Source organism: Kitasatospora sp. NPDC091276, from assembly GCF_040684355.1.
Taxonomy (GTDB): Bacteria; Actinomycetota; Actinomycetes; order Streptomycetales; family Streptomycetaceae; genus Kitasatospora.
In genome coordinates, this window is the sequence record NZ_JBFBFU010000003.1 from 356430 (window position 1) to 380767 (window position 24338).

At 71.7% G+C, this 24338-nt stretch carries 27 protein-coding genes; 24 read left to right on the forward strand and 3 right to left on the reverse strand.

The window, feature by feature from the left end; genetic code table 11:
* Positions 1 to 225 precede the first annotated feature (225 nt).
* The 15 genes from secY to glmM all read left to right on the forward strand — a co-directional run bounded on the left by secY (position 226) and on the right by glmM (position 12551).
* Positions 226 to 1536, forward strand: a complete 1311-nt coding sequence (gene secY, locus AB0O19_RS05670; protein WP_350877114.1) for a preprotein translocase subunit SecY — start codon at positions 226 to 228, stop codon at positions 1534 to 1536.
* Positions 1536 to 2189: an adenylate kinase gene (locus AB0O19_RS05675; RefSeq protein ID WP_363617991.1), complete on the forward strand. Its 654-nt coding sequence runs from the start codon at positions 1536 to 1538 to the stop codon at positions 2187 to 2189. The genes secY and AB0O19_RS05675 overlap by 1 nt, the downstream gene beginning before the upstream one ends.
* A gap of 108 nt (positions 2190 to 2297) precedes the next feature.
* Entirely contained in the window at positions 2298 to 3137 is an 840-nt protein-coding gene (gene map / locus AB0O19_RS05680; protein WP_363580117.1) for a type I methionyl aminopeptidase, read from the forward strand.
* A 152-nt stretch (positions 3138 to 3289) separates the two neighbouring features.
* Positions 3290 to 3715, forward strand: coding sequence for a large conductance mechanosensitive channel protein MscL (mscL, locus tag AB0O19_RS05685; RefSeq protein WP_363580119.1), 426 nt, complete (start codon positions 3290 to 3292; stop codon positions 3713 to 3715).
* A 195-nt stretch (positions 3716 to 3910) separates the two neighbouring features.
* Positions 3911 to 4132 carry a translation initiation factor IF-1 gene (infA, locus tag AB0O19_RS05690; protein WP_014047798.1) on the forward strand — a complete coding sequence of 74 codons (222 nt, stop codon included), beginning with the start codon at positions 3911 to 3913 and terminating at the stop codon, positions 4130 to 4132.
* A gap of 32 nt (positions 4133 to 4164) precedes the next feature.
* Positions 4165 to 4278 carry a 50S ribosomal protein L36 gene (gene rpmJ, locus AB0O19_RS05695; RefSeq protein ID WP_003956441.1) on the forward strand — a complete coding sequence of 38 codons (114 nt, stop codon included), beginning with the start codon at positions 4165 to 4167 and terminating at the stop codon, positions 4276 to 4278.
* Positions 4279 to 4456: 178 nt separating this feature from the next.
* Positions 4457 to 4837 (forward strand): 30S ribosomal protein S13, encoded by a 381-nt coding sequence (rpsM, locus tag AB0O19_RS05700; RefSeq protein WP_030232510.1) that lies wholly within the window; start codon positions 4457 to 4459, stop codon positions 4835 to 4837.
* 72 nt (positions 4838 to 4909) lie between these two features.
* Positions 4910 to 5317, forward strand: a complete 408-nt coding sequence (rpsK, locus tag AB0O19_RS05705) for a 30S ribosomal protein S11 (protein WP_030232513.1) — start codon at positions 4910 to 4912, stop codon at positions 5315 to 5317.
* 146 nt (positions 5318 to 5463) lie between these two features.
* The gene (locus AB0O19_RS05710) at positions 5464 to 6486 is read left to right on the forward strand and encodes a DNA-directed RNA polymerase subunit alpha (protein WP_030232516.1); all 1023 of its coding nucleotides are present in this window, start codon (positions 5464 to 5466) and stop codon (positions 6484 to 6486) included.
* Positions 6487 to 6613: 127 nt separating this feature from the next.
* A complete protein-coding gene (gene rplQ, locus AB0O19_RS05715) occupies positions 6614 to 7099 on the forward strand; it encodes a 50S ribosomal protein L17 (protein WP_350877122.1) in 486 nt (161 codons plus the stop codon).
* Between the two features lie 76 nt (positions 7100 to 7175).
* Positions 7176 to 8087, forward strand: a complete 912-nt coding sequence (gene truA / locus AB0O19_RS05720) for a tRNA pseudouridine(38-40) synthase TruA (RefSeq protein ID WP_363617993.1) — start codon at positions 7176 to 7178, stop codon at positions 8085 to 8087.
* Between the two features lie 41 nt (positions 8088 to 8128).
* A complete protein-coding gene (locus tag AB0O19_RS05725) occupies positions 8129 to 9787 on the forward strand; it encodes an ATP-binding cassette domain-containing protein (RefSeq protein ID WP_363617995.1) in 1659 nt (552 codons plus the stop codon).
* 235 nt (positions 9788 to 10022) lie between these two features.
* Positions 10023 to 10466, forward strand: a complete 444-nt coding sequence (gene rplM / locus AB0O19_RS05730; RefSeq protein ID WP_030055846.1) for a 50S ribosomal protein L13 — start codon at positions 10023 to 10025, stop codon at positions 10464 to 10466.
* Between the two features lie 45 nt (positions 10467 to 10511).
* Positions 10512 to 11021: a 30S ribosomal protein S9 gene (rpsI, locus tag AB0O19_RS05735; protein WP_363580124.1), complete on the forward strand. Its 510-nt coding sequence runs from the start codon at positions 10512 to 10514 to the stop codon at positions 11019 to 11021.
* 165 nt (positions 11022 to 11186) lie between these two features.
* Positions 11187 to 12551 carry a phosphoglucosamine mutase gene (gene glmM, locus AB0O19_RS05740; protein WP_363580126.1) on the forward strand — a complete coding sequence of 455 codons (1365 nt, stop codon included), beginning with the start codon at positions 11187 to 11189 and terminating at the stop codon, positions 12549 to 12551.
* Positions 12552 to 12612: 61 nt separating this feature from the next.
* Here the strand turns inward: glmM and coaA are convergent, their stop codons facing one another.
* A complete protein-coding gene (coaA, locus tag AB0O19_RS05745; RefSeq protein ID WP_063348983.1) occupies positions 12613 to 13608 on the reverse strand; it encodes a type I pantothenate kinase in 996 nt (331 codons plus the stop codon).
* Positions 13609 to 13707: 99 nt separating this feature from the next.
* Here coaA and glmS point away from each other — a divergent pair, with 99 nt between their 5' ends.
* On the forward strand, positions 13708 to 15564 hold the full coding sequence (glmS, locus tag AB0O19_RS05750; RefSeq protein ID WP_363580128.1) for a glutamine--fructose-6-phosphate transaminase (isomerizing): 1857 nt from the start codon (positions 13708 to 13710) through the stop codon (positions 15562 to 15564).
* 33 nt (positions 15565 to 15597) lie between these two features.
* Here glmS and AB0O19_RS05755 read toward each other — a convergent pair whose 3' ends face one another.
* Positions 15598 to 16155, reverse strand: coding sequence for a Uma2 family endonuclease (locus AB0O19_RS05755; protein WP_363617997.1), 558 nt, complete (start codon positions 16153 to 16155; stop codon positions 15598 to 15600).
* Between the two features lie 171 nt (positions 16156 to 16326).
* Between AB0O19_RS05755 and AB0O19_RS05760 the strand changes: the two genes are divergently transcribed.
* The 5 genes from AB0O19_RS05760 (at position 16327) to AB0O19_RS05780 (ending at position 21321) form a co-directional block, all read left to right on the forward strand.
* Entirely contained in the window at positions 16327 to 17802 is a 1476-nt protein-coding gene (locus AB0O19_RS05760) for an NAD(P)H-hydrate dehydratase (RefSeq protein ID WP_363617999.1), read from the forward strand.
* A 217-nt stretch (positions 17803 to 18019) separates the two neighbouring features.
* Positions 18020 to 19219: an alanine racemase gene (alr, locus tag AB0O19_RS05765; protein WP_363369294.1), complete on the forward strand. Its 1200-nt coding sequence runs from the start codon at positions 18020 to 18022 to the stop codon at positions 19217 to 19219.
* Positions 19216 to 20415, forward strand: a complete 1200-nt coding sequence (locus AB0O19_RS05770; protein ID WP_363618001.1) for an alpha/beta hydrolase — start codon at positions 19216 to 19218, stop codon at positions 20413 to 20415. Before alr ends, AB0O19_RS05770 begins: the two co-directional genes overlap by 4 nt.
* 96 nt (positions 20416 to 20511) lie before the next feature.
* The gene (gene tsaE / locus AB0O19_RS05775; RefSeq protein WP_363618003.1) at positions 20512 to 21009 is read left to right on the forward strand and encodes a tRNA (adenosine(37)-N6)-threonylcarbamoyltransferase complex ATPase subunit type 1 TsaE; all 498 of its coding nucleotides are present in this window, start codon (positions 20512 to 20514) and stop codon (positions 21007 to 21009) included.
* A gap of 117 nt (positions 21010 to 21126) precedes the next feature.
* A complete protein-coding gene (locus AB0O19_RS05780) occupies positions 21127 to 21321 on the forward strand; it encodes a hypothetical protein (RefSeq protein ID WP_063348989.1) in 195 nt (64 codons plus the stop codon).
* Between the two features lie 16 nt (positions 21322 to 21337).
* Here the strand turns inward: AB0O19_RS05780 and AB0O19_RS05785 are convergent, their stop codons facing one another.
* Positions 21338 to 21907, reverse strand: a complete 570-nt coding sequence (locus AB0O19_RS05785; RefSeq protein WP_363618055.1) for a hypothetical protein — start codon at positions 21905 to 21907, stop codon at positions 21338 to 21340.
* A gap of 153 nt (positions 21908 to 22060) precedes the next feature.
* Here AB0O19_RS05785 and tsaB point away from each other — a divergent pair, with 153 nt between their 5' ends.
* From tsaB to tsaD, 3 genes are read left to right on the forward strand one after another with little or no spacing between them, the layout of a single operon-like run.
* Positions 22061 to 22735, forward strand: coding sequence for a tRNA (adenosine(37)-N6)-threonylcarbamoyltransferase complex dimerization subunit type 1 TsaB (tsaB, locus tag AB0O19_RS05790; RefSeq protein ID WP_363618005.1), 675 nt, complete (start codon positions 22061 to 22063; stop codon positions 22733 to 22735).
* A gap of 23 nt (positions 22736 to 22758) precedes the next feature.
* Positions 22759 to 23238, forward strand: coding sequence for a ribosomal protein S18-alanine N-acetyltransferase (rimI, locus tag AB0O19_RS05795; RefSeq protein WP_363618057.1), 480 nt, complete (start codon positions 22759 to 22761; stop codon positions 23236 to 23238).
* Positions 23231 to 24337, forward strand: coding sequence for a tRNA (adenosine(37)-N6)-threonylcarbamoyltransferase complex transferase subunit TsaD (gene tsaD, locus AB0O19_RS05800; protein WP_350877149.1), 1107 nt, complete (start codon positions 23231 to 23233; stop codon positions 24335 to 24337). Before rimI ends, tsaD begins: the two co-directional genes overlap by 8 nt.
* Position 24338 lies beyond the last annotated feature (1 nt).

Genomic DNA, 24338 nt, shown 5'->3' on the forward strand with positions numbered 1-24338 from the left:
CCCTCGTTCTTTTGTGTGGCAAACCCGGGCATCCCGTACCCCGTGAGTGGGGGAGGGGCGGTACGCGCTTCTTCCGAGTGGCTGCGCACTGTTAGAGTCCGTGGAGTTCCCTTGTAGGCTGCGCGTAGGCTCGCCTGTGCCGTCTGTACGGGAGCCCGTACCGCCAAAACTCCCATTCAGGACCGACCCTCCCGCCGACGACGCGCGGGAGGCGCAGGAGGCACCGTGCTCAGTGCGTTCGCGCGGGCGTTCCAGACGCCCGACCTGCGCAAGAAGCTGCTGTTCACGCTGGGCATCATGGTGCTGTTCCGCCTGGGCTCGCACATTCCGATCCCCGGCGTGAGCTTCACGGCCGTGAACGAGTGTGTGAAGGACACCAAGAACAACGGCCTCTTCGGGCTCGTCAACCTGTTCAGCGGTGGCGCGCTCCTCCAGCTGACGATCTTCGCGCTCGGCATCATGCCGTACATCACCGCGAGCATCATCCTCCAACTCCTCACGGTCGTGATCCCGCGACTGGAAGCGCTGAAGAAGGAGGGCCAGGCCGGCCAGACGAAGATCACCCAGTACACCCGCTACCTGACCATCGCGCTCGCCGTGCTCCAGGGCACCGGCATCGTGGCGACGGCCTCCAGCGGCGCGCTGTTCTCCGGCTGCCCGGTGGGCAACCAGATCGTCCCGGACACGAGCGTGTTCCGGATCGCCGTCATGGTGATCACGATGACCGCCGGCACCACGGTGATCATGTGGCTGGGCGAGCTGATCACGGACCGCGGCATCGGCAACGGCATGTCGCTGCTGATCTTCACCTCGATCGCCGCGCAGTTCCCGTCCTCGATGTGGGCGATCAAGGGCTCCGGCACCATCGGTGGCGGCTGGGTCGAGTTCCTGTCCGTGGTCGCGGTCGGCATCATCGTTGTGATGCTGGTCATCTTCGTCGAGCAGGCCCAGCGCCGGATCCCGGTGCAGTACGCGAAGCGGATGATCGGCCGGCGGGCGTTCGGCGGCACGTCGACCTACATCCCGCTCAAGGTGAACCAGGCCGGTGTCATCCCGGTCATCTTCGCCTCGTCGCTGCTGTACATCCCGGCCCTGGTGGTCCAGCTGACCGGTAGCCAGTCGGGCTGGGCGGTGTGGATCACCCAGCACTTCGTCAAGGGCGACCACCCGATCTACATGGCGACCTACTTCCTGCTGATCGTCTTCTTCGCCTTCTTCTACGTCGCGATCTCCTTCAACCCCGAAGAAGTTGCCGACAATATGAAGAAGTATGGTGGCTTCATCCCGGGCATCCGGGCCGGCCGACCGACGGCCGAGTACCTGAACTACGTGCTGACCCGAATCACGTGGCCGGGTTCGCTCTACCTGGGCCTGATCGCGTTGATCCCGATGATCGCCCTGGTCGCCTTCGGACAGCAGACCAACTTCCCGTTCGGCGGCACCAGCGTGCTCATCGTCGTCGGCGTCGGACTCGAAACTGTGAAGCAGATCGAGAGCCAGCTCCAGCAGCGCAATTACGAAGGGTTCCTCCGCTGATGCGTATCGTCCTCGTTGGTCCTCCCGGGGCCGGGAAGGGTACTCAGGCGCACCTGCTCGCCAAGACCCTGTCCATTCCCCACATCTCCACCGGCGACCTGTTCCGCGCCAACATCGGTCAGGGCACCCCGCTGGGGCTCGAGGCCAAGAGCTACATGGACGCGGGTCGCCTGGTGCCGGATGAGGTCACCATCGGGATGGCCAAGGACCGCATGCTCCAGGAGGACGCCGCGGGCGGCTTCCTGCTCGACGGCTTCCCCCGCAACCTCGGCCAGGCCAAGGCGCTCGACGACTTCCTCGCCGAGCAGGGGATCAAGCTGGACGGCGTGCTGGACCTGGAGGTCCCCGAGGACGAGGTGGTCCGCCGGATCGCCGGCCGCCGCCTGTGCCGCAACGACGGGGGCCACGTCTTCCACGTGGACTACAACCCGCCGAAGGTCGAGGGCGTCTGCGACGAGTGCGGCGGCGAGCTGTACCAGCGCTCGGACGACACCGAGGACAAGGTGCGCACCCGGCTGGAGGTCTACCACACCGAGACCGAGCCGATCATCGACTACTACGCCCAGCAGGGCCTGGTGGCGACCATCTCGGCCCTCGGCAAGGTGGACGAGGTCACCCGCCGCGCGATCGAGGCACTGAAGCAGGACAACTGAGTTTCCCGGCGACGCCGTACGGCCGCGCTCCCCGATCCCGGGCGGCGCGGCCGTACGGCGTCGTACGGTGGTAGGCAGTGGCAAACAGAACGTGGAAGGCGTGACCAGATGGTGGAGATCAAGACCCCCGAGCAGATCGCGAAGATGCGAGCGGCCGGGCTGGTCGTCGCCGAGGCGCTGAAGGCCTGCCGGGAGGCGGTCGCCCCGGGGGTGACCACCCAGGAGCTCAACGACATCGCGGACAAGGTCATCACCGACCACGGTGCGACCTCCAACTTCCGCGCCGACCACGGCGGTCTGTGGTTCCCCGGCGTGATCTGCGCCTCGGTGAACAACGAGGTCGTGCACGGCATCCCCGGTGACCGGGTGCTCCAGGAGGGCGACGTCATCTCGATCGACTGCGGCGCCATCCTGGACGGCTGGCACGGCGACTCGGCGATCACCGTGGCGGTCGGCGAGGTCCGCCCCGAGGTCGAGATGCTGAGCCGGGTGACCGAGGGCTCGATGTGGGCCGGCATCGCCCAGATGAAGAAGAACAACCGCCTGGTCGACGTCTCCAAGGCGATCGAGGGCTTCATCCGCCGCCAGCCGCTGCCCCCCAAGGGCAAGTGGGGCATCACCGAGGGCTACGGCGGCCACGGCATCGGCACCGCGATGCACATGGAGCCGCACGTGCTGAACTACGTCGAGCGCGGCCGCGGCAAGGGCCCGAAGCTGATCCCCGGCACCGTGCTGGCGATCGAGCCGATGGTCTCGCTGGGCACCCCGCACACCGCCGTGCTGGAGGACGACTGGACGGTCGTCACCAACGACGGCACCTGGGCCTCGCACTGGGAGCACTCGGTGGCCGTCACCGAGCAGGGCCCGCTGGTCCTGACGGCCTTCGACGGCGGCAAGGCGGAGCTCGCGAAGCTGGGCATCACCGCCGCCCCGGACCCGCTCGGCTAGTCTCGCGACGGTCGGCTGAGCGGCCAACTTCCGCTGCTGACAAGGGATCAGGGCCCTGGGGGTTTGGACCTCCAGGGCTTTTGTCCTATTTTTATCGGCTGGCAGTGGCTTCAGTAGCGGCTTCAGCAGCTTCGATCGATCGGGAGAGTGCAGTGCTCAAGGGATTCCGCGACTTCATGATGCGCGGCAACGTCGTCGACATGGCGGTCGGTGTCGTCATCGGCGCCGCGTTCACCGGGGTGGTGACCGGCTTCGTGTCGGCCTTCCTCACCCCGCTGGTCGGCGTCGGGGTCGGCGCGGCCGGCGACTTCAGCTCGTACAAGGCGACGGTGGCCGGGGTCACGTTCCCGTACGGCCAGTTCCTCAACGTGCTGATCGCCTTCGTGATGACCGCGGCGGTGCTGTACTTCTGCGTCGTGCTGCCGGTCACCAAGGCGACAGCGCGGTACCTGCCGAAGAAGCCGAAGGCCCCCAAGCGGCCCTGCCCCGAGTGCCTGACCGAGATCCCCGCGGCCGCCCGCCGCTGCGCGGCCTGCACCGCCCACGTCGAGCCGCTGAAGGTCACCGCCGGGTTCTGACCCGCCGGAACGTCACGGTGGCTGCCTTCGGGGGACCTCGTTTTGGCCCACCGGACGCACTGGCGTAGGATGGACCGTCGGCTCACTCGTAGCGTGCTTCAGCACGCCCTCTTCCCTTCGGGGGCGGGGTGAACCCAGGTTCGCACGAGCGTGCCGCATACGGTAGCCGGTCCCGGAAGGTGGATCTCGCAGTTCATGGCTAAGAAGCAAGGCGCCATTGAGATCGAGGGCACCGTGATCGAGTCTCTTCCGAACGCGATGTTCAGGGTCGAGCTGCAGAACGGTCACAAGGTCCTCGCGCACATCAGTGGCAAGATGCGCATGCACTACATCCGCATCCTGCCGGACGACCGGGTCGTCGTGGAGCTCAGCCCCTACGACCTCACGCGCGGGCGGATCGTCTACCGCTACAAGTAAGAACGTCAGATCTAGACCCGGAGAACCTGAACATGAAGGTCAAGCCGAGCGTCAAGAAGATCTGCGACAAGTGCAAGGTGATCCGCCGCCACGGCCGGGTCATGGTGATCTGCGACAACCTGCGCCACAAGCAGCGCCAGGGCTGATCTCTCCCCAGCATTTCTCGTAGTACTTCGCGCGACGCGAAAACGTCATAAGCGGGCTACCCGATCCGTCCCCACGAAGGGACGGACTGCCACCCCCGGTCAGAGGCCGGGGCTCCATCGTCGAGAGGCGAAGGAGTAGGTAGCACGCAAGACCTCTGAAAAAGCACAGGAGCCTTGAATGGCACGCCTCGCCGGCGTTGATCTCCCCCGTGAGAAGCGGATCGAGATCGCCCTTACCTACGTGTACGGCATCGGCCGTACCCGCGCCCAGCAGACCCTGGCCGAGACCGGTGTCAACCCGGATGTCCGCGTTCGCGACATCTCCGAGGAAGACCTCGTGAAGCTGGGCCAGTACATCGACGCCAACTACACGGTCGAGGGTGACCTCCGCCGTGAGGTGGCCGCCGACATCCGCCGCAAGGTCGAGATCGGCTGCTACGAGGGTCTGCGTCACCGCCGCGGCCTGCCGGTCCGCGGTCAGCGCACCCACACCAACGCGCGTACCCGCAAGGGCCCGCGTCGCGCGATCGCCGGCAAGAAGAAGCCGGGCAAGAAGTAGTCCGTCCCGTAACCGGACATCCCTCCGGCCCGCGGGTCAGCGGACCGACCACCTCAGTAGGAGAACAGACTTATGCCCCCCAAGGGTCGTCAGGCTGCCGGCGCGAAGAAGATCCGCCGCAAGGAAAAGAAGAACGTCGCTCACGGCCACGCGCACATCAAGAGCACGTTCAACAACACCATCGTTTCGATCACCGACCCCGCGGGCAACGTGATCTCCTGGGCCTCCGCCGGTCACGTCGGCTTCAAGGGCTCGCGCAAGTCCACCCCGTTCGCCGCGCAGATGGCCGCCGAGGCCGCTGCCCGTCGCGCGCAGGAGCACGGCATGCGCAAGGTTGACGTCTTCGTCAAGGGTCCGGGCTCCGGCCGCGAGACCGCGATCCGCTCGCTCCAGGCCACCGGCCTGGAGGTCGGCTCGATCCAGGACGTCACCCCCACCCCGCACAACGGCTGCCGTCCGCCGAAGCGCCGCCGCGTCTGACGCAGCGCCTTCGGGCTCGCAGTACCTGCTTTGAACCTTCGTACGGGGTCCCACGCGGTGATTCGTCGCTGTTCGCGGGACCCCGTACGCTTGGTCCTGTCGGCATCAAATAGTGGGTGCCGAAGACAACTGGAGGAATACCCCCCATGCTTATCGCTCAGCGCCCCTCGCTGACCGAAGAGGTCGTCGACGAGTTCCGCTCGCGGTTCGTGATCGAGCCGCTGGAGCCGGGCTTCGGCTACACCCTCGGCAACTCCCTGCGCCGCACGCTCCTGTCGTCGATCCCGGGTGCCGCTGTCACCAGCATCCGCGTCGACGGCGTCCTGCACGAGTTCACCACCGTGCCGGGCGTCAAGGAGGACGTGACCGACCTCATCCTCAACATCAAGCAGCTGGTCGTCTCCTCGGAGCACGACGAGCCGGTCGTGATGTACCTGCGCAAGCAGGGCCCGGGTGTCGTCACCGCCGCCGACATCGCCCCGCCGGCGGGTGTCGAGGTGCACAACCCGGAGCTGGTCCTCGCCACGCTGAACGGCAAGGGCAAGCTGGAGATGGAGCTGACCGTCGAGCGCGGTCGCGGCTACGTCTCCGCCGTCCAGAACAAGGCCTCCGGCCAGGAGATCGGCCGCATCCCGGTCGACTCGATCTACAGCCCCGTGCTGAAGGTCACCTACAAGGTCGAGGCCACCCGTGTCGAGCAGCGGACCGACTTCGACAAGCTGATCGTCGACGTCGAGACCAAGCCCGCCATGCGTCCGCGTGACGCCATGGCCTCGGCCGGCAAGACCCTGGTGGAGCTGTTCGGTCTCGCCCGCGAGCTGAACATCGACGCCGAGGGCATCGACATGGGCCCGTCCCCGACGGACGCCGCCCTGGCCGCCGACCTGGCGCTGCCGATCGAGGAGCTGGAGCTCACCGTCCGCTCCTACAACTGCCTCAAGCGCGAGGGCATCCACACCGTGGGTGAGCTCGTCGCCCGCTCCGAGGCCGACCTGCTCGACATCCGCAACTTCGGTGCGAAGTCGATCGACGAGGTCAAGGCGAAGCTGGCCGGCATGGGCCTGGCCCTCAAGGACAGCCCGCCCGGGTTCGACCCGACCGCCGCCGCCGACGCCTTCGGCGCCGACGACCTGGACGACGCGGGTTACGCCGAGACCGAGCAGTACTAAGAGATTTGGCCGCGGGGGCGGTTCCACCGAACCGCCCCCGTCGTCGTGAAAGTCGTCCGGGCAACAGTGCCCGGACGCCCGCTGCGGTACCTGATACGGCCGTAGTCGGAGATTCAAGGAGTCATCCATGCCGCGTCCCACCAAGGGTGCCCGCCTCGGCGGCGGCCCGCACCACGAGCCGCTGCTGCTCGCCGGTCTGTGCCGGGAGCTGTTCCAGTACGGCCGCATCACCACGACCGAGGCCAAGGCCCGTCGGATGCGCCCGCTGGCGGAGAAGCTGATCACCAAGGCGAAGAAGGGCGACATCCACAACCGTCGCCTGGTGCGCAAGACGATCACCGACATCGCCGTGCTGCACACCCTCTTCACCGAGATCGCGCCGCGCTACGAGAACCGCCCGGGTGGTTACACCCGTATCACCAAGATCGGTCCCCGTCGTGGCGACAACGCCCCGATGGCCGTGATCGAGCTGGTCGAGGCGCTGACCGTCGCGCAGACCGCCGTCGGCGAGGCCGAGGGCGCCACCAAGCGCGCCGTCAAGGAGGCCGAGGCCAAGGTCGAGGCTCCGGCCGACGCCAAGGCCGACGAGGCCGTCGAGGCCGAGCAGGCCTGACACCGCTAGGTGTGGTCGCGGGCCCGCTCTCCCATCCGTGGGGGAGCGGGCCCGTTCCTTCTGTCTGGAGTGGATTGTGGTCAACGATTGCGCCGAGCAGCCGCCGGTGAAGGACGGCCCGGCCGACGGGTGCGTCCGGGTCCGGCTCGATCTCGCCTACCAGGGCGCCGAGTTCTCCGGCTGGGCCCGCCAGCGCGGCGGCCGCCGGACGGTCCAGGAGGAGATCGAGAGCGCGCTGCGGATCGTCACCCGCAGCCCCGAGCTGTTCCCGCTGACCGTGGCCGGGCGCACCGACGCCGGGGTGCACGCCCGCGGCCAGGTCGCGCACGTCGACCTGCCGGCCGAGCTCTGGGAGGCGCACCGCGAGAAGTTGCTGCGCCGGCTGGCCGGCCGGCTGCCCGGGGACATCCGGATCTACCGGGTCGGCGAGGCGCCGGCCGGGTTCGACGCCCGCTTCTCGGCGATCTGGCGCCGCTACGCCTACCGGGTCGCCGACCACCCCGGCGGGGTCGACCCGCTGCTGCGCGGGCACGTGCTCTGGCACGACCGCCCGCTGGACGTCGACCGGATGAACGAGGCCGCGAAGCTGCTGCTCGGCGAGCACGACTTCGCCGCGTACTGCAAGAAGCGCGAGGGCGCCACCACCATCCGCACCCTGCTGGAGCTGCACTGGGACCGCGTCCCGGTGGACTCCTACGCCGCCCAGGAGGGCTCGCTGGCGGTCGCCACCGTCCGCGCCGACGCGTTCTGCCACAACATGGTCCGGGCGCTGGTCGGGGCGATGCTGCTGGTCGGCGACGGGCACCGGCCGGTGGAGTTCCCCGGCGAGGTGCTGGCCGGCGGGGTCCGCAACTCGGCCGTCAACGTGATCCGGCCGTACGGGCTCACTCTTGAGGAAGTCGGCTACCCGGCGGACGACCAGCTCGCCGAGCGCAACCGCCAGGCCAGGCGGCTGCGCACACTGCCCGGTCAGCCGCCCGTCGGGTAATCCGTTTGGGCCGGGCGCGTCGGCTTGGGACAATCGTCCGCATGGGACACGTCGAGATTTCGCACCTTGAGTACTACCTGCCGGACGGGCGGGTGCTGTTCGACGACGCGTCCTTCCGGGTCGGCGAGGGCGCCGCGGTCGCCCTGGTCGGCGCCAACGGGGCCGGCAAGACCACCCTGCTGCGGATGATCGCGGGGGACCTCCAGCCGCACGGCGGCACGGTGACGATCAGCGGCGGGCTCGGCGTGATGCGCCAGTTCGTCGGCACCACCGGCCGCGAGGACGAGCGGGCCACCCCCGGCGCGCTGGCGCCGGACGCCTCGGTCCGCGACCTGCTGGTGTCCGTCGCCCCCGAGCGGATCGCCGTCGCCGCCCGCGCGGTGGACGCCGCCGAGCTGGCGATGATCGCCCAGGACGACGAGAAGACCCAGATGGCCTACGCCCAGGCGCTCTCCGACTGGGCCGACGTCGGCGGCTACGACTACGAGACCGACTGGGACGTCTGCACCATGGCGGCCCTCGGAATGCCCTTCGACAAGGCCCAGTGGCGCGGCCTGAACACCCTCTCGGGCGGTGAGCAGAAGCGGCTCGTCCTGGAGGCGCTGCTGCGCGGCCCCGAAGAGGTGCTGCTGCTCGACGAGCCCGACAACTACCTGGACGTCCCGGGCAAGCGCTGGCTGGAGGAGGCCCTCAAGGCCACCTCGAAGACCGTCCTGTTCATCTCGCACGACCGCGAGCTGCTCTCCGAGGCCGCCGACAAGATCATCGCCGTCGAGTCCGGCGCGGCCGGGAGCAGCGTCTGGGTGCACGGCGGCGGGTTCGACAGCTTCCACGAGGCCCGCAAGGACCGCTTCGCGCGCTTCGAGGAGCTGGGCCGGCGCTGGGACGAGGAACACGCCAAGCTCAAGAAGCTGGTCGTCACCCTGCGCCAGGCGGCCTCCGTCAGCCACGCGCTCGCCACCCGCTACGCCGCCGCCCAGACCCGGCTGAAGAAGTTCGAGGAGGCCGGCCGCCCGGAGGAGCCCCCGCGCGAGCAGAGCATCACCATGCGGCTCAAGGGCGGGCGCACCGGCGTGCGCTCCTTCACCGTGGAGCAACTGGAGCTCACCGGTCTGATGAAGCCCTTCGACCTGGAGGTGTTCTACGGCGAGCGGGTCGCCGTGCTCGGCTCCAACGGCTCCGGCAAGTCGCACTTCCTGCGGCTGCTGGCGGGCGACGAGAGCGTCGCGCACACCGGCACCTGGAAGCTCGGCGCCAGGGTCGTCCCCGGCCACTTCCGGCAGACCCACGCCCACCCGGAGCTGTTCGGCCGGACGGTGCGCTCGATCGTCGAGGAGGAGCACGCGCTCAGCCGCAGCGCCGCGATGGGCGCGCTGCGCCGCTACGAGCTGGACCGGCAGGAGGAGCAGAAGTTCGAGTCGCTGTCCGGTGGGCAGCAGGCCCGGCTGATGATCCTCAAGCTCGAACTCTCCGGCGTGACGGCCCTGTTGCTCGACGAGCCGACCGACAACCTGGACCTGGACAGCGCCGAGGCGCTGCAGGCCGGGCTGGAGGCCTTCGACGGCACCGTGCTGTGCGTCACCCACGACCGCTGGTTCGCCAGGACCTTCGACCGCTACCTGGTGTTCGGCGCCGACGGGCGGGTCTACGAGTCGCCCGAGCCGGTCTGGGACGTCAGCCGGGTGGAGCGCGAACGCTGAGTGACGGTGGGGGTGGGGGGAAGCCGATTTTTGACCCCCACCCGTGCGCCCGGTAACCTGGACGCTTGATGTGCGTATTGGCTCGCTCTATCTCACGTGAGAGGTCGGTACGCCGGAGACATCAGGTTCGACGACCAGCGGTCCCCCTTGAATTGCGTCCAAGGTTGGCCAGGCTGCTCTTCCGTCCCAGGTGCTCCTGTCAGGACTCACTCACTGAAAAGCGAAGGCTACGACCGTGCGTACGTACAGCCCCAAGCCCGGCGACGTCCAGCGTCAGTGGCACGTCATCGACGCGACCGACGTCGTGCTCGGCCGTCTGGCTTCCCAGGCCGCCAACCTCCTCCGGGGTAAGCACAAGGCGATCTACGCGCCGCACGTTGACACTGGTGACTTCGTCATCATCATCAACGCCGACAAGGTGCACCTGTCCGGTAACAAGAAGACCCAGAAGCTGGCCTACCGCCACTCTGGCTTCCCGGGCGGTCTGCGGTCGGTGCGCTACGACGACCTGCTGGCGAACAACCCGGAGAAGGCCGTCGAGAAGGCCATCAAGGGCATGATCCCCAAGAACAGCCTGGGCCGCCAGATGCTCTCGAAGCTGAAGGTCTACTCGGGCGACCAGCACCCGCACGCTGCCCAGCAGCCGGTGCCGTTCGAGATCACCCAGGTCGCGCAGTAATTCGGCCACCAAGCCCCCCAACACTGAAAAGAGCTGAGGAACACCGTGGCCGAGACCACTGAAACCCTTGAGGTCGACTTCGACGAGGCCGTTGAGGCCGTCGAGGGCGAGTACACCTCCGAGGAGAGCTACACCTCCGAGTCGCTGGCCGGCCGCTTCGGCGAGGCCATCCCGGGCGCCGGCCTCGGCCGTCGCAAGGAGGCGATCGCCCGCGTGCGCATCGTCCCCGGCACCGGCCAGTGGAAGATCAACGGTCGCACCCTGGAGAACTACTTCCCCAACAAGGTGCACCAGCAGACCGTGAACGAGCCCTTCAAGCTCCTCGAGCTTGACGGCCGTTACGACGTCGTCGCCCGCATCACCGGTGGCGGCGTCTCCGGCCAGGCCTACGCGCTGCGCCTCGGCGTGGCCCGTGCCCTGAACGAGGCCGACGTGGACAACAACCGCGGCGCGCTGAAGAAGGCCGGCTTCCTGACCCGTGACGCCCGCGCCGTCGAGCGCAAGAAGGCCGGTCTCAAGAAGGCCCGCAAGGCGCCGCAGTACAGCAAGCGCTAATCGCGTCCCTGGGGGTGCGGTCCGCCCTGGCGGCGCACCCCCTGGTTGCGCGAACCGTCGCCCCGGAGTACCACGTGTACTCCGGGGCGACGTGTTCCCCGGCTATCGTGCGGCGGCCGGGTGCCATCGGTTGGGTTCCGAGCAGTGGTGATGGAGGACGGGACAGTGGGACGACTCTTCGGTACGGACGGCGTGCGCGGGGTGGCCAACGAGGGCCTGACGGCCGAGCTCGCGCTCGGGCTGTCGGTCGCGGCGGCCCATGTGCTCGGCGAGGCCGGCGCCTTCGAGGGCCACCGGCCGGTCGCGGTGGTCGGCCGGGACCCGCGAGCCTCGGGCGAGTTCCTGGAGGCCGCTGTCATCGCCGGCCTGGCGAGCGCCGGCGTCGACGTGCTCCGGGTCGGCGTGCTGCCGACCCCGGCCGTGGCCTATCTCACCGGCGCGCTCGGCGCCGACTTCGGCGTGATGCTCTCCGCCAGCCACAACGCGATGCCCGACAACGGCATCAAGTTCCTCGCCCGCGGCGGCCACAAGCTGGACGACCGCATCGAGGACGCGATCGAGGCCCACTACCGCACGCACACGCTCGGCAGCGAGGACTGGAACCGCCCGACCGGCGCCGCCGTCGGCCGGGTGCGCGAGTACACCGAGGGCTTCGACAAGTACGTCGCCCACCTGATCGGCGTGCTGCCCAACCGCCTCGACGGCATCAAGGTCGTCATCGACGGCGCCCACGGCGCCGCCGCCTACGTCGCCCCCGAGGCCTTCGCCCGGGCCGGCGCCGAGGTCGTCCACACCCTGGGGGCGGAGCCCACCGGCCTCAACATCAACGACGGCGTCGGCTCCACCCACCTGGACCGGCTGCGGGCCGCCATGACGGAGTACCGCGCCGACCTCGGCATCGCCCTCGACGGCGACGCCGACCGCTGCCTGGCCGCCGACGCGGACGGCAACGAGGTGGACGGCGACCAGATCATCGCCATCCTGGCCGTCGCCATGAAGGATGCCGGCACCCTGCGCCGCAACACCGCGGTGGCCACCGTGATGTCCAACCTCGGCTTCAAGCTGGCGATGGAGCGCGAGGGCGTCGACCTGGTGGAGACCGCCGTCGGCGACCGCTACGTGCTGGAGGCGATGAAGGAGCACGGCTTCGCGCTGGGCGGCGAGCAGTCCGGCCACGTCATCCTGCTCGACCACGCCACCACCGGCGACGGCACCCTGACCGGCCTCATGCTGGGCGCCCGGCTGGCCGCCACCAAGCAGCCGCTGGCCGACCTGGCCGCCGTGATGACCCGTCTGCCGCAGCAGCTGATCAACGTCAAGGGCGTCGACAAGAGCCGGGTCCACACCAGCGTCGAGCTGGCCGCCGCGGTCGCCGAGGCCGAGGCCGAACTGGGCTCCACCGGCCGGGTGCTGCTGCGCTCGTCCGGAACCGAGCCGCTGGTCCGGGTCATGGTCGAGGCCGCCGACCCGGTGCAGGCCGAGTCCGTCGCGCAGCGGCTGGCCGAGGCGGTGCGGACGCACCTGGGCTGAGCGAGCCCGGCATGACGGAAGGGGCCCCGCCGCCGGCGGGGCCCCTTCCGTCGCATCGGTGTCAGAGCTTGCGCAGCAGCGCCCGGCGGACCTTGTGGTCCGCCCCCTTCTGGAGGATCAGGGTGGCCCGGCCGCGGGTCGGCAGCACGTTCTCCAGCAGGTTCGGCTTGTTGATGGTGCGCCAGACCTGCCGGCCGTACTCCATCGCCTCCTCCTCCGGCACCTCGGTGAAGCGGCGGAAGTAGGAGTTCGGGTCCTGGAAGGCGGTCTGCCGGAGCTTGCGGAAGCGGTCCAGGTACCAGTGCTCGATGTCGTCGGTGCGGGCGTCGACGTAGATCGAGAAGTCGAAGTAGTCGGCCACCGCCAGCCGGGTGCGCCCGTCGCTGCCGGGCAGGGCCGGCTGGAGCACGTTCAGGCCCTCGACGATCAGGATGTCCGGGCGCTCCACGGTGAGCCGCTCGCCCTGCACGATGTCGTACACCAGGTGCGAGTACACCGGCGCGGTGACGCGCTCCTTGCCCGCCTTCACGTCCGCGACGAAGCGCATCAGCGCCCGGCGGTCGTACGACTCCGGGAAGCCCTTGCGGGCCATCAGGCCGCGGCGGCGCAGCTCGGCGTTGGGCAGCAGGAAGCCGTCCGTGGTCACCAGCTCGACCCGCGGGTGCTCGGGCCAGCGGGCGAGCAGGGCCTGGAGCAGGCGGGCCGTCGTCGACTTGCCGACCGCGACCGAGCCGGCCACCCCGATGATGAACGGGGTGCGGGTGCGCTCGGTGTCCGGCGTGTCCAGGAAGGTGCCCAGCGTGCCGCGCAGCTCGTGCGTGGCGTGGATGTACAGGTTCAGCAGCCGGGACAGCGGCAGGTAGACGTCGCGGACCTCGTCCAGGTCGAGGGCGGTACCGAGGCCGCGTAGCCGTTCCACCTCCTCGGCGGTCAGCGGCAGCGGCGTACGCTCGCGCAGTGCGCTCCACTCGGCCCGACTGAGGTCCACGTAGGGGGACGGCGACGGGCCGGGCGTGGCGGCGCCCCGCGTACAGAGTTCGGTCAGCACATGCTCCATTGTGAGCCGTGGCGGCGTTCACCGTGGTTGTGGTGTCGGTCACGCACTGTTCGCGGGAATCGGGAAAAGGGCCCCAGAACCGCCCTTATGCTGGCACGCATGTGCGGAATTGTTGGATACGTGGGCGCGCAGTCCGCCCTCGACGTAGTAATCGCAGGCCTGCAGCGACTGGAGTACCGGGGCTACGACTCGGCCGGTGTCGCGGTGCAGGCGCAGGACTCCGACGGGCAGTGGAGTCTGGTCACCGACAAGCGGGCCGGCAAGCTCGCCAACCTGGAGAAGTCGCTCGCCGAGACCCCTCTGCCCGGCGGCACCACCGGCATCGGCCACACCCGCTGGGCCACCCACGGCGGCCCGACGGACGCCAACGCCCACCCCCACCTGGACGACCACCTCCGGGTGGCCGTGGTGCACAACGGCATCATCGAGAACTTCGCCCAGCTGCGGGCCGAGATCGCCGAGCGCGGCCACACCCTCCGCTCCGAGACCGACACCGAGGTCGTCGCGCACCTGCTCGGCGAGGCCTACGACGGCGACCTCGCGGAGGCCATGCGAGTGGTCTGCCGCCGCCTCGACGGCGCCTTCACCCTCGTCGCCGTGCACGCCGACGCGCCGGACGTGGTCGTCGGCGCCCGCCGCAACTCGCCGCTGGTGGTCGGGCGCGGCGAGGGCGAGAACTTCCTCGCCTCCGACGTCGCCGCGTTCATCGCGCACACCCGCGAGGCCGTCGAGCTGGGTCAGGACCAGGTCGTCGAGCTGCGCCGGGACGGCGTCACGGTGACCAACTTCGACGGCACCCCGGCCGACGTGCGCGAGTACCACGTCGACTGGGACGCCTCGGCCGCCGAGAAGGGCGGCTACGACTACTTCATGCTCAAGGAGATCGCCGAGCAGCCGAAGGCCGTCGCCGACACCCTCCTCGGCCGGATCGGCACCGACGGCCGGCTCATCCTCGACGAGCTGCGCATCTCCGACGCGGACCTGCGCTCGGTCGACAAGGTCGTCATCGTCGCCTGCGGCACCGCCTTCCACGCCGGCATGATCGCCAAGTACGCGATCGAGCACTGGACCCGCATCCCCTGCGAGGTCGAGGTCGCCTCCGAGTTCCGCTACCGCGACCCGATCATGGGCCCGGGCACGCTGGTCATCGCCATCTCCCAGTCCGGCGAGACCATGGACACCCTGATGGCCCTGCGGCACGCCCGGGAGCAGGGCGCCAAGGTGCTGGCGATCTGCAACACCAACGGCTCCACCATCCCGCGCGAGTCGGACGCGGTGCTGTACACCCACGCCGGCCCCGAGGTCGCCGTCGCCTCCACCAAGGCGTTCCTGACCCAGCTGGTCGCCTGCTACCTGGTCGCCCTCTACCTGGGCCAGGTGCGCGGCACCAAGTGGGGCGACGAGATCTTCGCCGTCATCAAGGAGCTCGGCGACGCGCCCAAGCAGGTCGAGCAGGTCCTGGAGACCATGGAGCCGGTGCGCGAGCTGGCCCGCTCGCTCGCCGACGCGCGCTCGGTGCTGTTCCTCGGCCGTCACGTCGGCTTCCCGGTGGCCCTGGAGGGCGCGCTCAAGCTCAAGGAGCTGGCGTACATGCACGCCGAGGGCTTCGCGGCGGGCGAGCTCAAGCACGGCCCGATCGCGCTGATCGAGGAGGGCCTGCCGGTCGTCGTGGTCGTCCCCTCGCCGCGCGGGCGGTCGATCCTGCACGACAAGATCGTCTCCAACATCCAGGAGATCCGGGCCCGTGGCGCCCGCACCATCGTGATCGCGGAGGAGGGCGACGAGGCGGTCGTCCCGTACGCGGACCACCTGATCCGCATCCCGGTCACCCCGACCCTGCTCCAGCCGCTGGTCTCCACCGTGCCGCTCCAGGTCTTCGCGTGCGAGCTGGCGACGGCCAAGGGCCACGAGGTCGACCAGCCTCGCAACCTGGCCAAGTCGGTCACCGTCGAGTAGTAGCGCTCACGGCGTCCCTGCGGTGGCTGTGCCCTACCGCAGGGGCGCCGTGTCGAGCGTGAAGGAGAAGGGGGCGGGCAGGTCGATCGGCTTGCCGAACTCGACCTGCGTGCGGGTGGTGTAGTCGTCGCCCTCGGGTTTGGTGAACAGCGTGACCATGCCCTCGCTGCGGTCGATCAGCAGGTAGCACGGGATGCCGGCGGCGGCGTAGCCGCGGCGCTTGGGTTCGCGGTCCTTGTGCGGGTTGGTCGAGGTGATCTCGAAGACCAGCAGGACTCCCGTGGCGGAGGCCCAGGAGTCGGCGTGCTCGAAATGGCCGACCGGGCTCAGGGTTCCGTCGGGGATGAACCGACCCTCGGGTGTGATCAGTCCCTTGTTGCCGGAGATGTCCAGCTCGATCTCGACCTTGCGCATGAACTGCCGGTTGAGTAGCGAGAACGCGGTTTCGTGGGCCCCGTCCGGTGGGGGCGTCACGACGATTTCCCCTTCGACGAGTTCTGCCTTGTAGCCGGGCGGGGTGTCCAACTCCAGGAACGCCTGGACGAGGTCGTCCCGGCCTCGCGGGCCCTCGACAGCTGGCATGGCGACCATGGCCCTTCTCCCTCCTGTGGGTCCGTGCCGAGCCACAAGGTAGGCGCGCGGACCGACGCCGGTGGGGGATCGAAGTGGGTGTCACCCGAAAGTGTCCCGCAGCTCGGCCTGCCGTGGGGCGGTGGCGCGGGCTAGCGTCGGCGGTACGTCGACCGCTGAAGGAGCCCTCTCATGCGTCATGCCCATCGGGTGGAAGTCGTCCGGGCCGCCGAGGCCGCGCTGATGGCGCGGCTGCCGGAGGGGACGCTGATGCAGCGGGCGGCCGCCGGGCTGGCGGCGACCTGTGCCCGGCTGCTGGCGGGGCGCCGGGGGCGGGTGTACGGGAGTCGGGTGGTGGTGCTGGCCGGCAGCGGGGACAACGGGGGTGACGCCCTGTACGCCGGGGCGGCGCTGGCCCGGCGGGGCGCGCGGGTGACGGCGGTGCTGCTCGCGCCGGAGCGTGCGCACGCGGGCGGGCTGGCCGCGCTGCGGGCTTCCGGCGGGCGGGTGGTGCTGGATCAGGAAGTCGGCCTGGCCGACTTCTCGCGCGCCGACCTGGTGCTGGACGGCATCGTCGGCATCGGCGGCCGGGGCGGGCTGCGGGACGGGGCCCGGCCGTACGCGCGGGCCGGGCGGCGCGGGGTCGTGGTGGCCGTGGACCTGCCCAGCGGGGTCGACGCCGACACCGGCGAGGTGCCGGGCGAGGCGCTGCGCGCGGACGTCACGGTCTGCTTCGGCACGTACAAGCCGGGCCTGCTGGTCGACCCGGGCGCCTCCTACGCGGGCGCCGTCCAGCTGGTCGGGATCGGACTGGAGCCGCCCGCGCCGGAGGTGACGGCCCTGCAGCACGCGGACGTGGCGGCGCTGCTGCCGCTGCCGGGCGCCGAGAGCGACAAGTACCGGCGGGGCGTGGTCGGGGTGGCGGCCGGTTCGGCGACGTACCCGGGCGCGGCGCTGCTGGCGGTCGCCGGGGCGCTGCACGGCGGCGCGGGCGCCGTCCGGTACGTCGGCACGGCGGCCGAGGAGGTGGTGCGGCGCTTCCCGGAGGTGCTGGTCACCGAGGGCGGGCCGGCCGGGGCCGGGAGGGTGCAGGCCTGGGTGGTCGGGCCGGGCGGCGGCGAGGGGGCGCGGCAGGCGCTGGCCGAGGCACTGTCGAGCGACGTCCCGGTCCTGGTGGACGCGGACGGGCTGACCGAGCTGGCCCGGCTCGGCCCGGACGCGCTGGCCGGCCGGACGGCCCCCACCCTGCTCACCCCGCACACCGGCGAGGCCGCCCGGCTGCTCGCGGGCGCAGACGGCACCGCGCCGCCGCCCGCCGACTCGCTGGCCGCCGCCCGGCTGGCCACCGCCCGCCGGCTGGCGGCCGCCTACCGGGCGACGGTCCTGCTCAAGGGCTCCACCACGGTGATCGCCGACCCGGGCGGCGCCGTCCGGGTCAACCCGACCGGCACGTCCTGGCTGGCCACCGCCGGCAGCGGCGACGTCCTGGCCGGCCTGGCGGGCTCCCTGCTGGCGGCCGGCCTGTCGCCGCTGGACGCCGCGTCGGTGGGCGCCTACCTGCACGGCCTGGCGGGCCGCCACGCGGCGGGCGACCCGGGCGCGCCGGTGACGGCGCCCGCGGTGGCGCAGGCGCTGCCCGCAGTGTGGCGGGCGGTGCGGGAGGCGTAGCCGGGGGCGTCGGTCGAGGGCGGGCGGGCGGTGCGGGAGGCGTAGGCCCGGGGCGGCGGGGCGGGCGGTGCGGAACCGATCGGTCCTCCGTGGGCGTCCGGAACAGGGTGACGAGCGGTGCGCCGCAGGTCGGCGCGGTGCCGGGGGCCCTGGCACCGGCCGCCGCACGGACGGGCCGTTCGGCGAGGACTCCGGGATGTCTGGGAGACTGACCCTGATGACAACTGCGAACACGACCGGCACGGCCACCCTGACCGACGGCGTACGGGCCGAGGCGACCATCGATCTGGCCGCCCTGCGCGGCAACCTTGCCGCGCTGCGCGAGCGCGTCGGCAGCTCGGCGGTGATGCTCGCGGTCAAGGCGGACGCCTACGGCCACGGCGCCGTCGAGTGCGCCCGCGAGGCGGTCGCGAACGGGGTCGGCTGGCTCGGCTGCGCGACGCCCGAGGAGGCGCTGGCACTGCGGGCCGCGGGCATCCGCCCGGAGCAGGCCCGCGTCCTGTGCTGGCTGTGGACGCCGGGCGGGCCGTGGCGGGAGGCGCTGCGCGCGGACATCGACATCTCGGTGAGCGGCCAGTGGGCGCTGGACGAGCTGCTGCCGGCCGTCCGGGAGACCGGTATCCCGGCCCGGGTGCACCTGAAGGCGGACACCGGTCTGGGCCGCAACGGCTGCCAGCCGCACGACTGGCCGCACCTGGTGGCCGCCGCCCGCCGCGCCGAGGCGGAGGGGCTGCTGACCGTGGTCGGCGTCTGGTCGCACTTCGCCGCCGCCGACGAGCCGGGCCACCCGTCGATCCAGGCCCAGCTGGACTCCTTCCACGCGGCGCTGGCCCGGGCCGAGGCCGCCGGGCTGCGCCCGGAGGTGCGGCACCTGGCGAACTCGCCGGCCACCCTGCTGCTCCCGCAGTCGCACTTCGACCTGGTCCGCACCGGCCTGGCCGCGTACGGGCTGTCGCCGGTGCCGGAGGTCGGGTCGCCGGCCGACTTCGGGCTGCGCCCGGTGATGGCGCTGACCGCGCGGCTGGCGCTGGTCAAGCACGTTCCGGGCGGGCACGGGGTCAGCTACGGCCACCACTACGTGACGCCGGGCCCGACCACGCTGGGCCTGGTCCCGGTCGGCTACGGCGACGGCATCCCGCGGCACGCCAGCGGCACCGGCCCGGTGCAGATCGGCGGCAAGTGGCGCACGATCGCCGGCCGGGTGGCGATGGACCAGTTCGTCGTGGACCTCGGCGGGGACACCCCCGCGATCGGCGACGAGGTGCTGCTGTTCGGCAACGGCGAGCAGGGCGAGCCGACCGCCGAGGACTGGGGCCGGGCCTGCGGCACCATCTCGTACGAGATCGTGACCCGGATCGGCGCCCGGGTCCCGCGCCGCTACCTGGGCGGCAGCCGCACCGAGGGCCCGGGCGCATGACGGAGGGACCGGCCGAGAGCGGCCCGGTCGCGGCGGTGGCCAAGGCGGCCGGCGCGGCCTCCGGGGTGAGCCGGGCCGGTGTGATCGGGATCTCGGTCGGCGTGCTGGCGGCCGGGGCGGCCGCCGGGGTGGCGATCGAGCGGCTGACCGTCGGCCGGGCGACCCGCCGCCGGGCCCGGGCCGAGCTGGACGCCGAAGCCCCGTACGGCTCGCTGCGCGGGCGCCCGCGGACGGTGGCCGCGCCGGACGGCACCGAGCTGTACGTCGAGCTGGACGGCACCGGCACCGGCCCCGAGCCGGACGGCGACACCTCCGGCCCCGAGCCGCTGACCGTGGTGTTCTGCCACGGCTACTGCCTCAACCAGGACAGCTGGCACTTCCAGCGGGCCGCGCTGCGCGAGGGACTGCGGCTGGTCTTCTGGGACCAGCGCAGCCACGGCCGCTCCGAGCGCTCCCGCTCCTACCTGGCCGGCGAGCCGGCCAGCATCGACCAGCTGGGCGGCGACCTCAAGGCGGTGATCGACGCCGTCGCGCCGACCGGGCCGCTGGTGCTGGTGGGCCACTCGATGGGCGGCATGACGGTGATGGCGCTGGCCGACCAGTACCCGGAGCTGTTCCGGGAGAGGGTCGCCGGGGTGGCACTGATCGGCACGCTGGCGGGGGACTGGAACGAGGTCAGCCTCGGGCTGCCGTCGGCCGGCGCGAAGCTGTTCAAGAAGGTCGCGCCCGGGATGATGCGGCTGCTGGGCCGACAGGTCGAGCTGGTGGAGGCGAGCCGGCGGCTCGGCGCGGACGTCGCCGCCGTCTTCTACCGGAGGTTCTCCTTCGGCGGCCGGGACGTCGACCCGGGCGTGGTGCGGTTCGCCGAGCAACTGCTGGACGCCACCCCGATCGACGTGGTCGCCGAGTTCTACCCGGTGTTCGGCACGCACGAGAAGTACGCGGCGCTCGCCGCCCTGAGCGGCCTGCCGACGCTGGTGCTGGCCGGTACGAAGGACCTGCTGACGCCGTCGGCGCACAGCGAGGCGATGGTCGCGCGGTTGCCCGGCGCGGAGCTGGTCCTGGTGGAGGGCGCCGGGCACCTGGTGATGCTGGAGCGCCCGGAGCTGGTCGACCACGAGCTGGTGGCGCTGCTGCGCCGGGCCGCCGACTTCGCCGCCGCCGCGCCGCCCCCGGCGGCCCTGGACGGCTCCTGACCCCTTCCCGGCGCGCGCCGGGCCGGCGATGTGGCACGGTAGCGGTGGCGGCCGGCGGTCGGCACGCCGGTACGGACCGAAGGGCAAGACACGCGCATGGGCTCGCACGCCACTCTCACCGTCCCCACCCCGGAGCGGATGGGCCGGCTCGGCCGGGAGCTGGCCGCGCTGCTGCGGCCCGGGGACCTGGTGCTGCTCTCCGGTGAACTGGGAGCGGGGAAGACCACGCTGACCCGGGGCCTGGGGGAGGGGCTGGGGGTCCGCGGGGCGGTGACCTCGCCGACCTTCGTGATCGCCCGGGTGCACCCGTCGCTGGTCGGCGGCCCGGCGCTGGTGCACGTGGACGCGTACCGGCTCGGCGGGGACCTGGACGAGATGGAGGACCTCGACCTGGACGTCTCGCTGCCGGAGTCGGTGGTCGTGGTCGAGTGGGGCGAGGGCAAGGTCGAGCGGCTGTCCGAGGACCGGCTGGAGGTGCGGATCGAGCGGGCCCTCGGCGACACCGCCGCCGAGGACGACCTGGACCCGCGCCGGGTGGTGCTGACCGGCCTCGGTCCGCGCTGGGCGGGCGTCGCGCTGGAGGCGCTCGGCTGAGGCCCGCACCCGGGTGTGCGCCGTTTTGCCGACGGGCTGTCGGGAAGTGTTGCGGGCGGGGTGCCGGGCGTGGTGGGATGGGTGCTGCGGTTAGGTCTGCCTAACTAGGGAGGCGCCATGTCGAGCACCACCCCCGCCCCGAAGCGCGCCGGGCACGGCGCCGGGGCCGGAGAGTCCGCCCGCCGCGTCCAGGGGGCGCCGATGCGGGCGCTGCTGGCCGCCTGTGCGGCCGCCGAGGCGGTGTCCACCCCGCCCGAGCCGGAGCCCCGGCGGGCCGAGGAGCCGGAGACGGGCACACCCCGCGCGGCCTGACTCACCTGGGCCGAGCTCAGGCGACCACGACCACCTTGGTGCCGTTCGGCGCGAAGTCCCAGAGCAGCTGGCCGTCCGGGCGGCCGCTGCGGATGCCGCCGGTCTTGGCGTTCGGCTCGGCGGTCGGGGTCGCGCCGTCCACGGCGGCGCTGAAGCCGAACACCACGCCGTTCTGCTGCGCGAAGCGCACCACGTGCTCGATCTGCTTGCCGTCCGTCCCGGTGGTCGTCGGGGTGCGGCTGTAGACCGAGTAGCTGCCCGGAGCCGGCTCGACCGAGCCCGGGGTGACCGGGAAGCCGGGTGCGACCTGCGGGTTCTTCTTCGGGTCGACCAGCCAGACGTAGTGGCTGCTGATCGAGTAGACCACCCTGGTGCCGCTGCCCGAGATGGTCGGCAGCGGCGGGGCCGTCGGGGTGGCCGAGGCGCTCGGCGTCGGGGAGGCGGCCGGCCCGCCGGACGTCGTGGTGCTGGCGGTCGGCTTGGCGCCGGCCGCCCGGTCCTGAGCACCGTTGGCCTGGAAGGCCAGCAGGCTCACCACCGCCAGGGCCCCCAGGGTCAGCCCCGTGACCACCACGCCAGGACCCATCTTCGCCACGTGCCGCTCCCGCCGCCGTCCCTTTACGTACCGCCCCATCGTGCCAGGTCCGTCCAGCCGGGGCGCGGCGCCCCGGATGTGTGTTCCCGGGCGGCACACCCGGTCGATCAGCCGGTCGGACCAACGTCGGTCTAACCTTGACCCGTGCTGCTGCTCGCGTTCGACACCGCTACCCCCGCCGTCACCGCCGCCGTCCACGACGGCACGGCCGTCCTCGCCGAGACCCACCAGGTCGACGCCCGGCGCCACGGCGAACTGCTCCTGCCCGCGATCGACCAGGTCCTGCGGGCGGCCGGCGTCGACAAGCACCGGCTCACCGGCATCGCGGTGGGCGTCGGCCCGGGCCCGTACACCGGCCTGCGGGTCGGCCTGGTGACCGCCGCCGCGCTCGGCCACGCCCTCGGGCTGCCGGTGCACGGCGTCTGCACCCTGGACGCGATCGCCCACCAGGCCCGCGCTGAGGGCCTGGCCGGGCAGCCGTTCACGGTGGCCACCGACGCGCGCCGCAAGGAGGTCTACTGGGCCTCCTACGACGCCGACGGCCGCCGTACCGAGGGCCCCGGCGTGGACCGCCCCGCCGAGCTGGCCCCGCGCCCGCGGTCGGTCGGTGCCGGCGCGCTGCTCTACCCCGAGACCTTCCCCGGCGCGCACGGCCCCGAGCACGTGTCGGCCGGCGCCCTGGCGGCCTTCGCCGCCGCCGAGCTGGCGGCCGGCCGCGAGCTGCTGCCGAACGTCCCGCTGTACCTGCGCCGCCCGGACGCCCAGGTGCCGGCCGCCTTCAAGAACGTTCTAGGGGGCAAGGCGGTGCTCCCGGCGTGAAACACGGCACCACCCTGCGCCCGATGCGCTGGTGGGACATCGCGCCGGTGATGGAGCTGGAGCTGCGACTCTTCCCCGAGGACGCCTGGTCCACCGGGATGTACTGGTCCGAGCTGGCCGAGACCCACCCCGGCGGCACCCGCCACTACACCGTCGCCACCAACGCGGACGGCGCCGTCGTCGGCTACGCCGGGCTGATGGCGATCGCCGGCGAGGGCGACGTCCAGACCATCGCCGTCGACCAGCGCCACCAGGGCGCCGGCCTCGGCGCGGCGCTGCTCACCGACCTGATCCGGGAGGCCGCCCGCCGCGGCTGCGCCGAACTGCTGCTGGAGGTGCGGGTGGACAACCCGCGCGCCCAGCGGCTGTACGAGCGCTTCGGCTTCCAGCCGGTGGGCATCCGGCGCGGCTACTACCAGCCCGCCAACGTCGACGCGCTGGTGATGCGCCTCGACCACCCCAGCACTGACCCGAAGGACCTTAAGGACACCCGCCATGGCTGACGAACCGCTCGTCCTCGGCATCGAGACCTCCTGCGACGAGACCGGCGTCGGCATCGTGCGCGGCACCACGCTGCTGGCCGACGCGGTCGCCTCCAGCGTCAACGACCACGCCCGCTTCGGCGGCGTCGTCCCGGAGATCGCCAGCCGCGCCCACCTGGAGGCGATGGTCCCGACCATCCAGCGCGCCCTGGACACCGCCGGCGTCAAGGCGAGCGACCTGGACGGCATCGCGGTCACCGCAGGCCCCGGCCTGGCCGGGGCGCTGCTGGTCGGTGTCAGCGCCGCCAAGGCGTACGCCTGGGCGCTGGACAAGCCGCTGTACGGGGTCAACCACCTCGCCTCGCACATCTGCGTCGACCAGCTGGAGCACGGCCGGCTGCCGTCGCCGACGATGGCGCTGCTGGTCTCCGGCGGGCACTCCTCGCTGCTGCTCAGCGAGGACATCACCAGCGACGTCCGCCCGCTCGGCGCGACCATCGACGACGCGGCCGGCGAGGCCTTCGACAAGGTCGCCCGGGTGCTCGGCCTGGGCTTCCCGGGCGGCCCGGTGGTCGACCGCACCGCCCGGGAGGGCGACCCCAAGGCGATCGCCTTCCCGCGCGGCCTGAGCGGCCGCAACGACCCCGCGTACGACTTCTCCTTCTCCGGCCTGAAGACCGCCGTCGCCCGCTGGGTGGAGGCCAAGCGCCGGGCCGGCGAGGAGGTGCCGATCGCCGACGTGGCGGCGTCCTTCCAGGAGGCCGTCACCGACGTGCTCACCCGCAAGGCCGTCAAGGCGTGCCGGGACAACGGCGTCGACCACCTGATGATCGGCGGCGGGGTGGCCGCCAACTCGCGGCTGCGCGAGATGGCCCAGCAGCGCTGCGACCGGGCCGGCATCCGGCTGCGGGTGCCCCGGCCGGGCCTGTGCACCGACAACGGCGCGATGGTGGCCGCGCTGGGCTCCGAGATGGTGTGGCGCGACCGCACGCCGTCCGCGCTCGACCTGTCCGCCGACTCCTCGCTGCCGGTGACCGAGGCGCACGTGCCGGCCGCGGACGTCCGGCACGGCGACGTCCACGGCCAGGCGTACCAGGCCCTCACCGGCGGCGCCGAGTGAC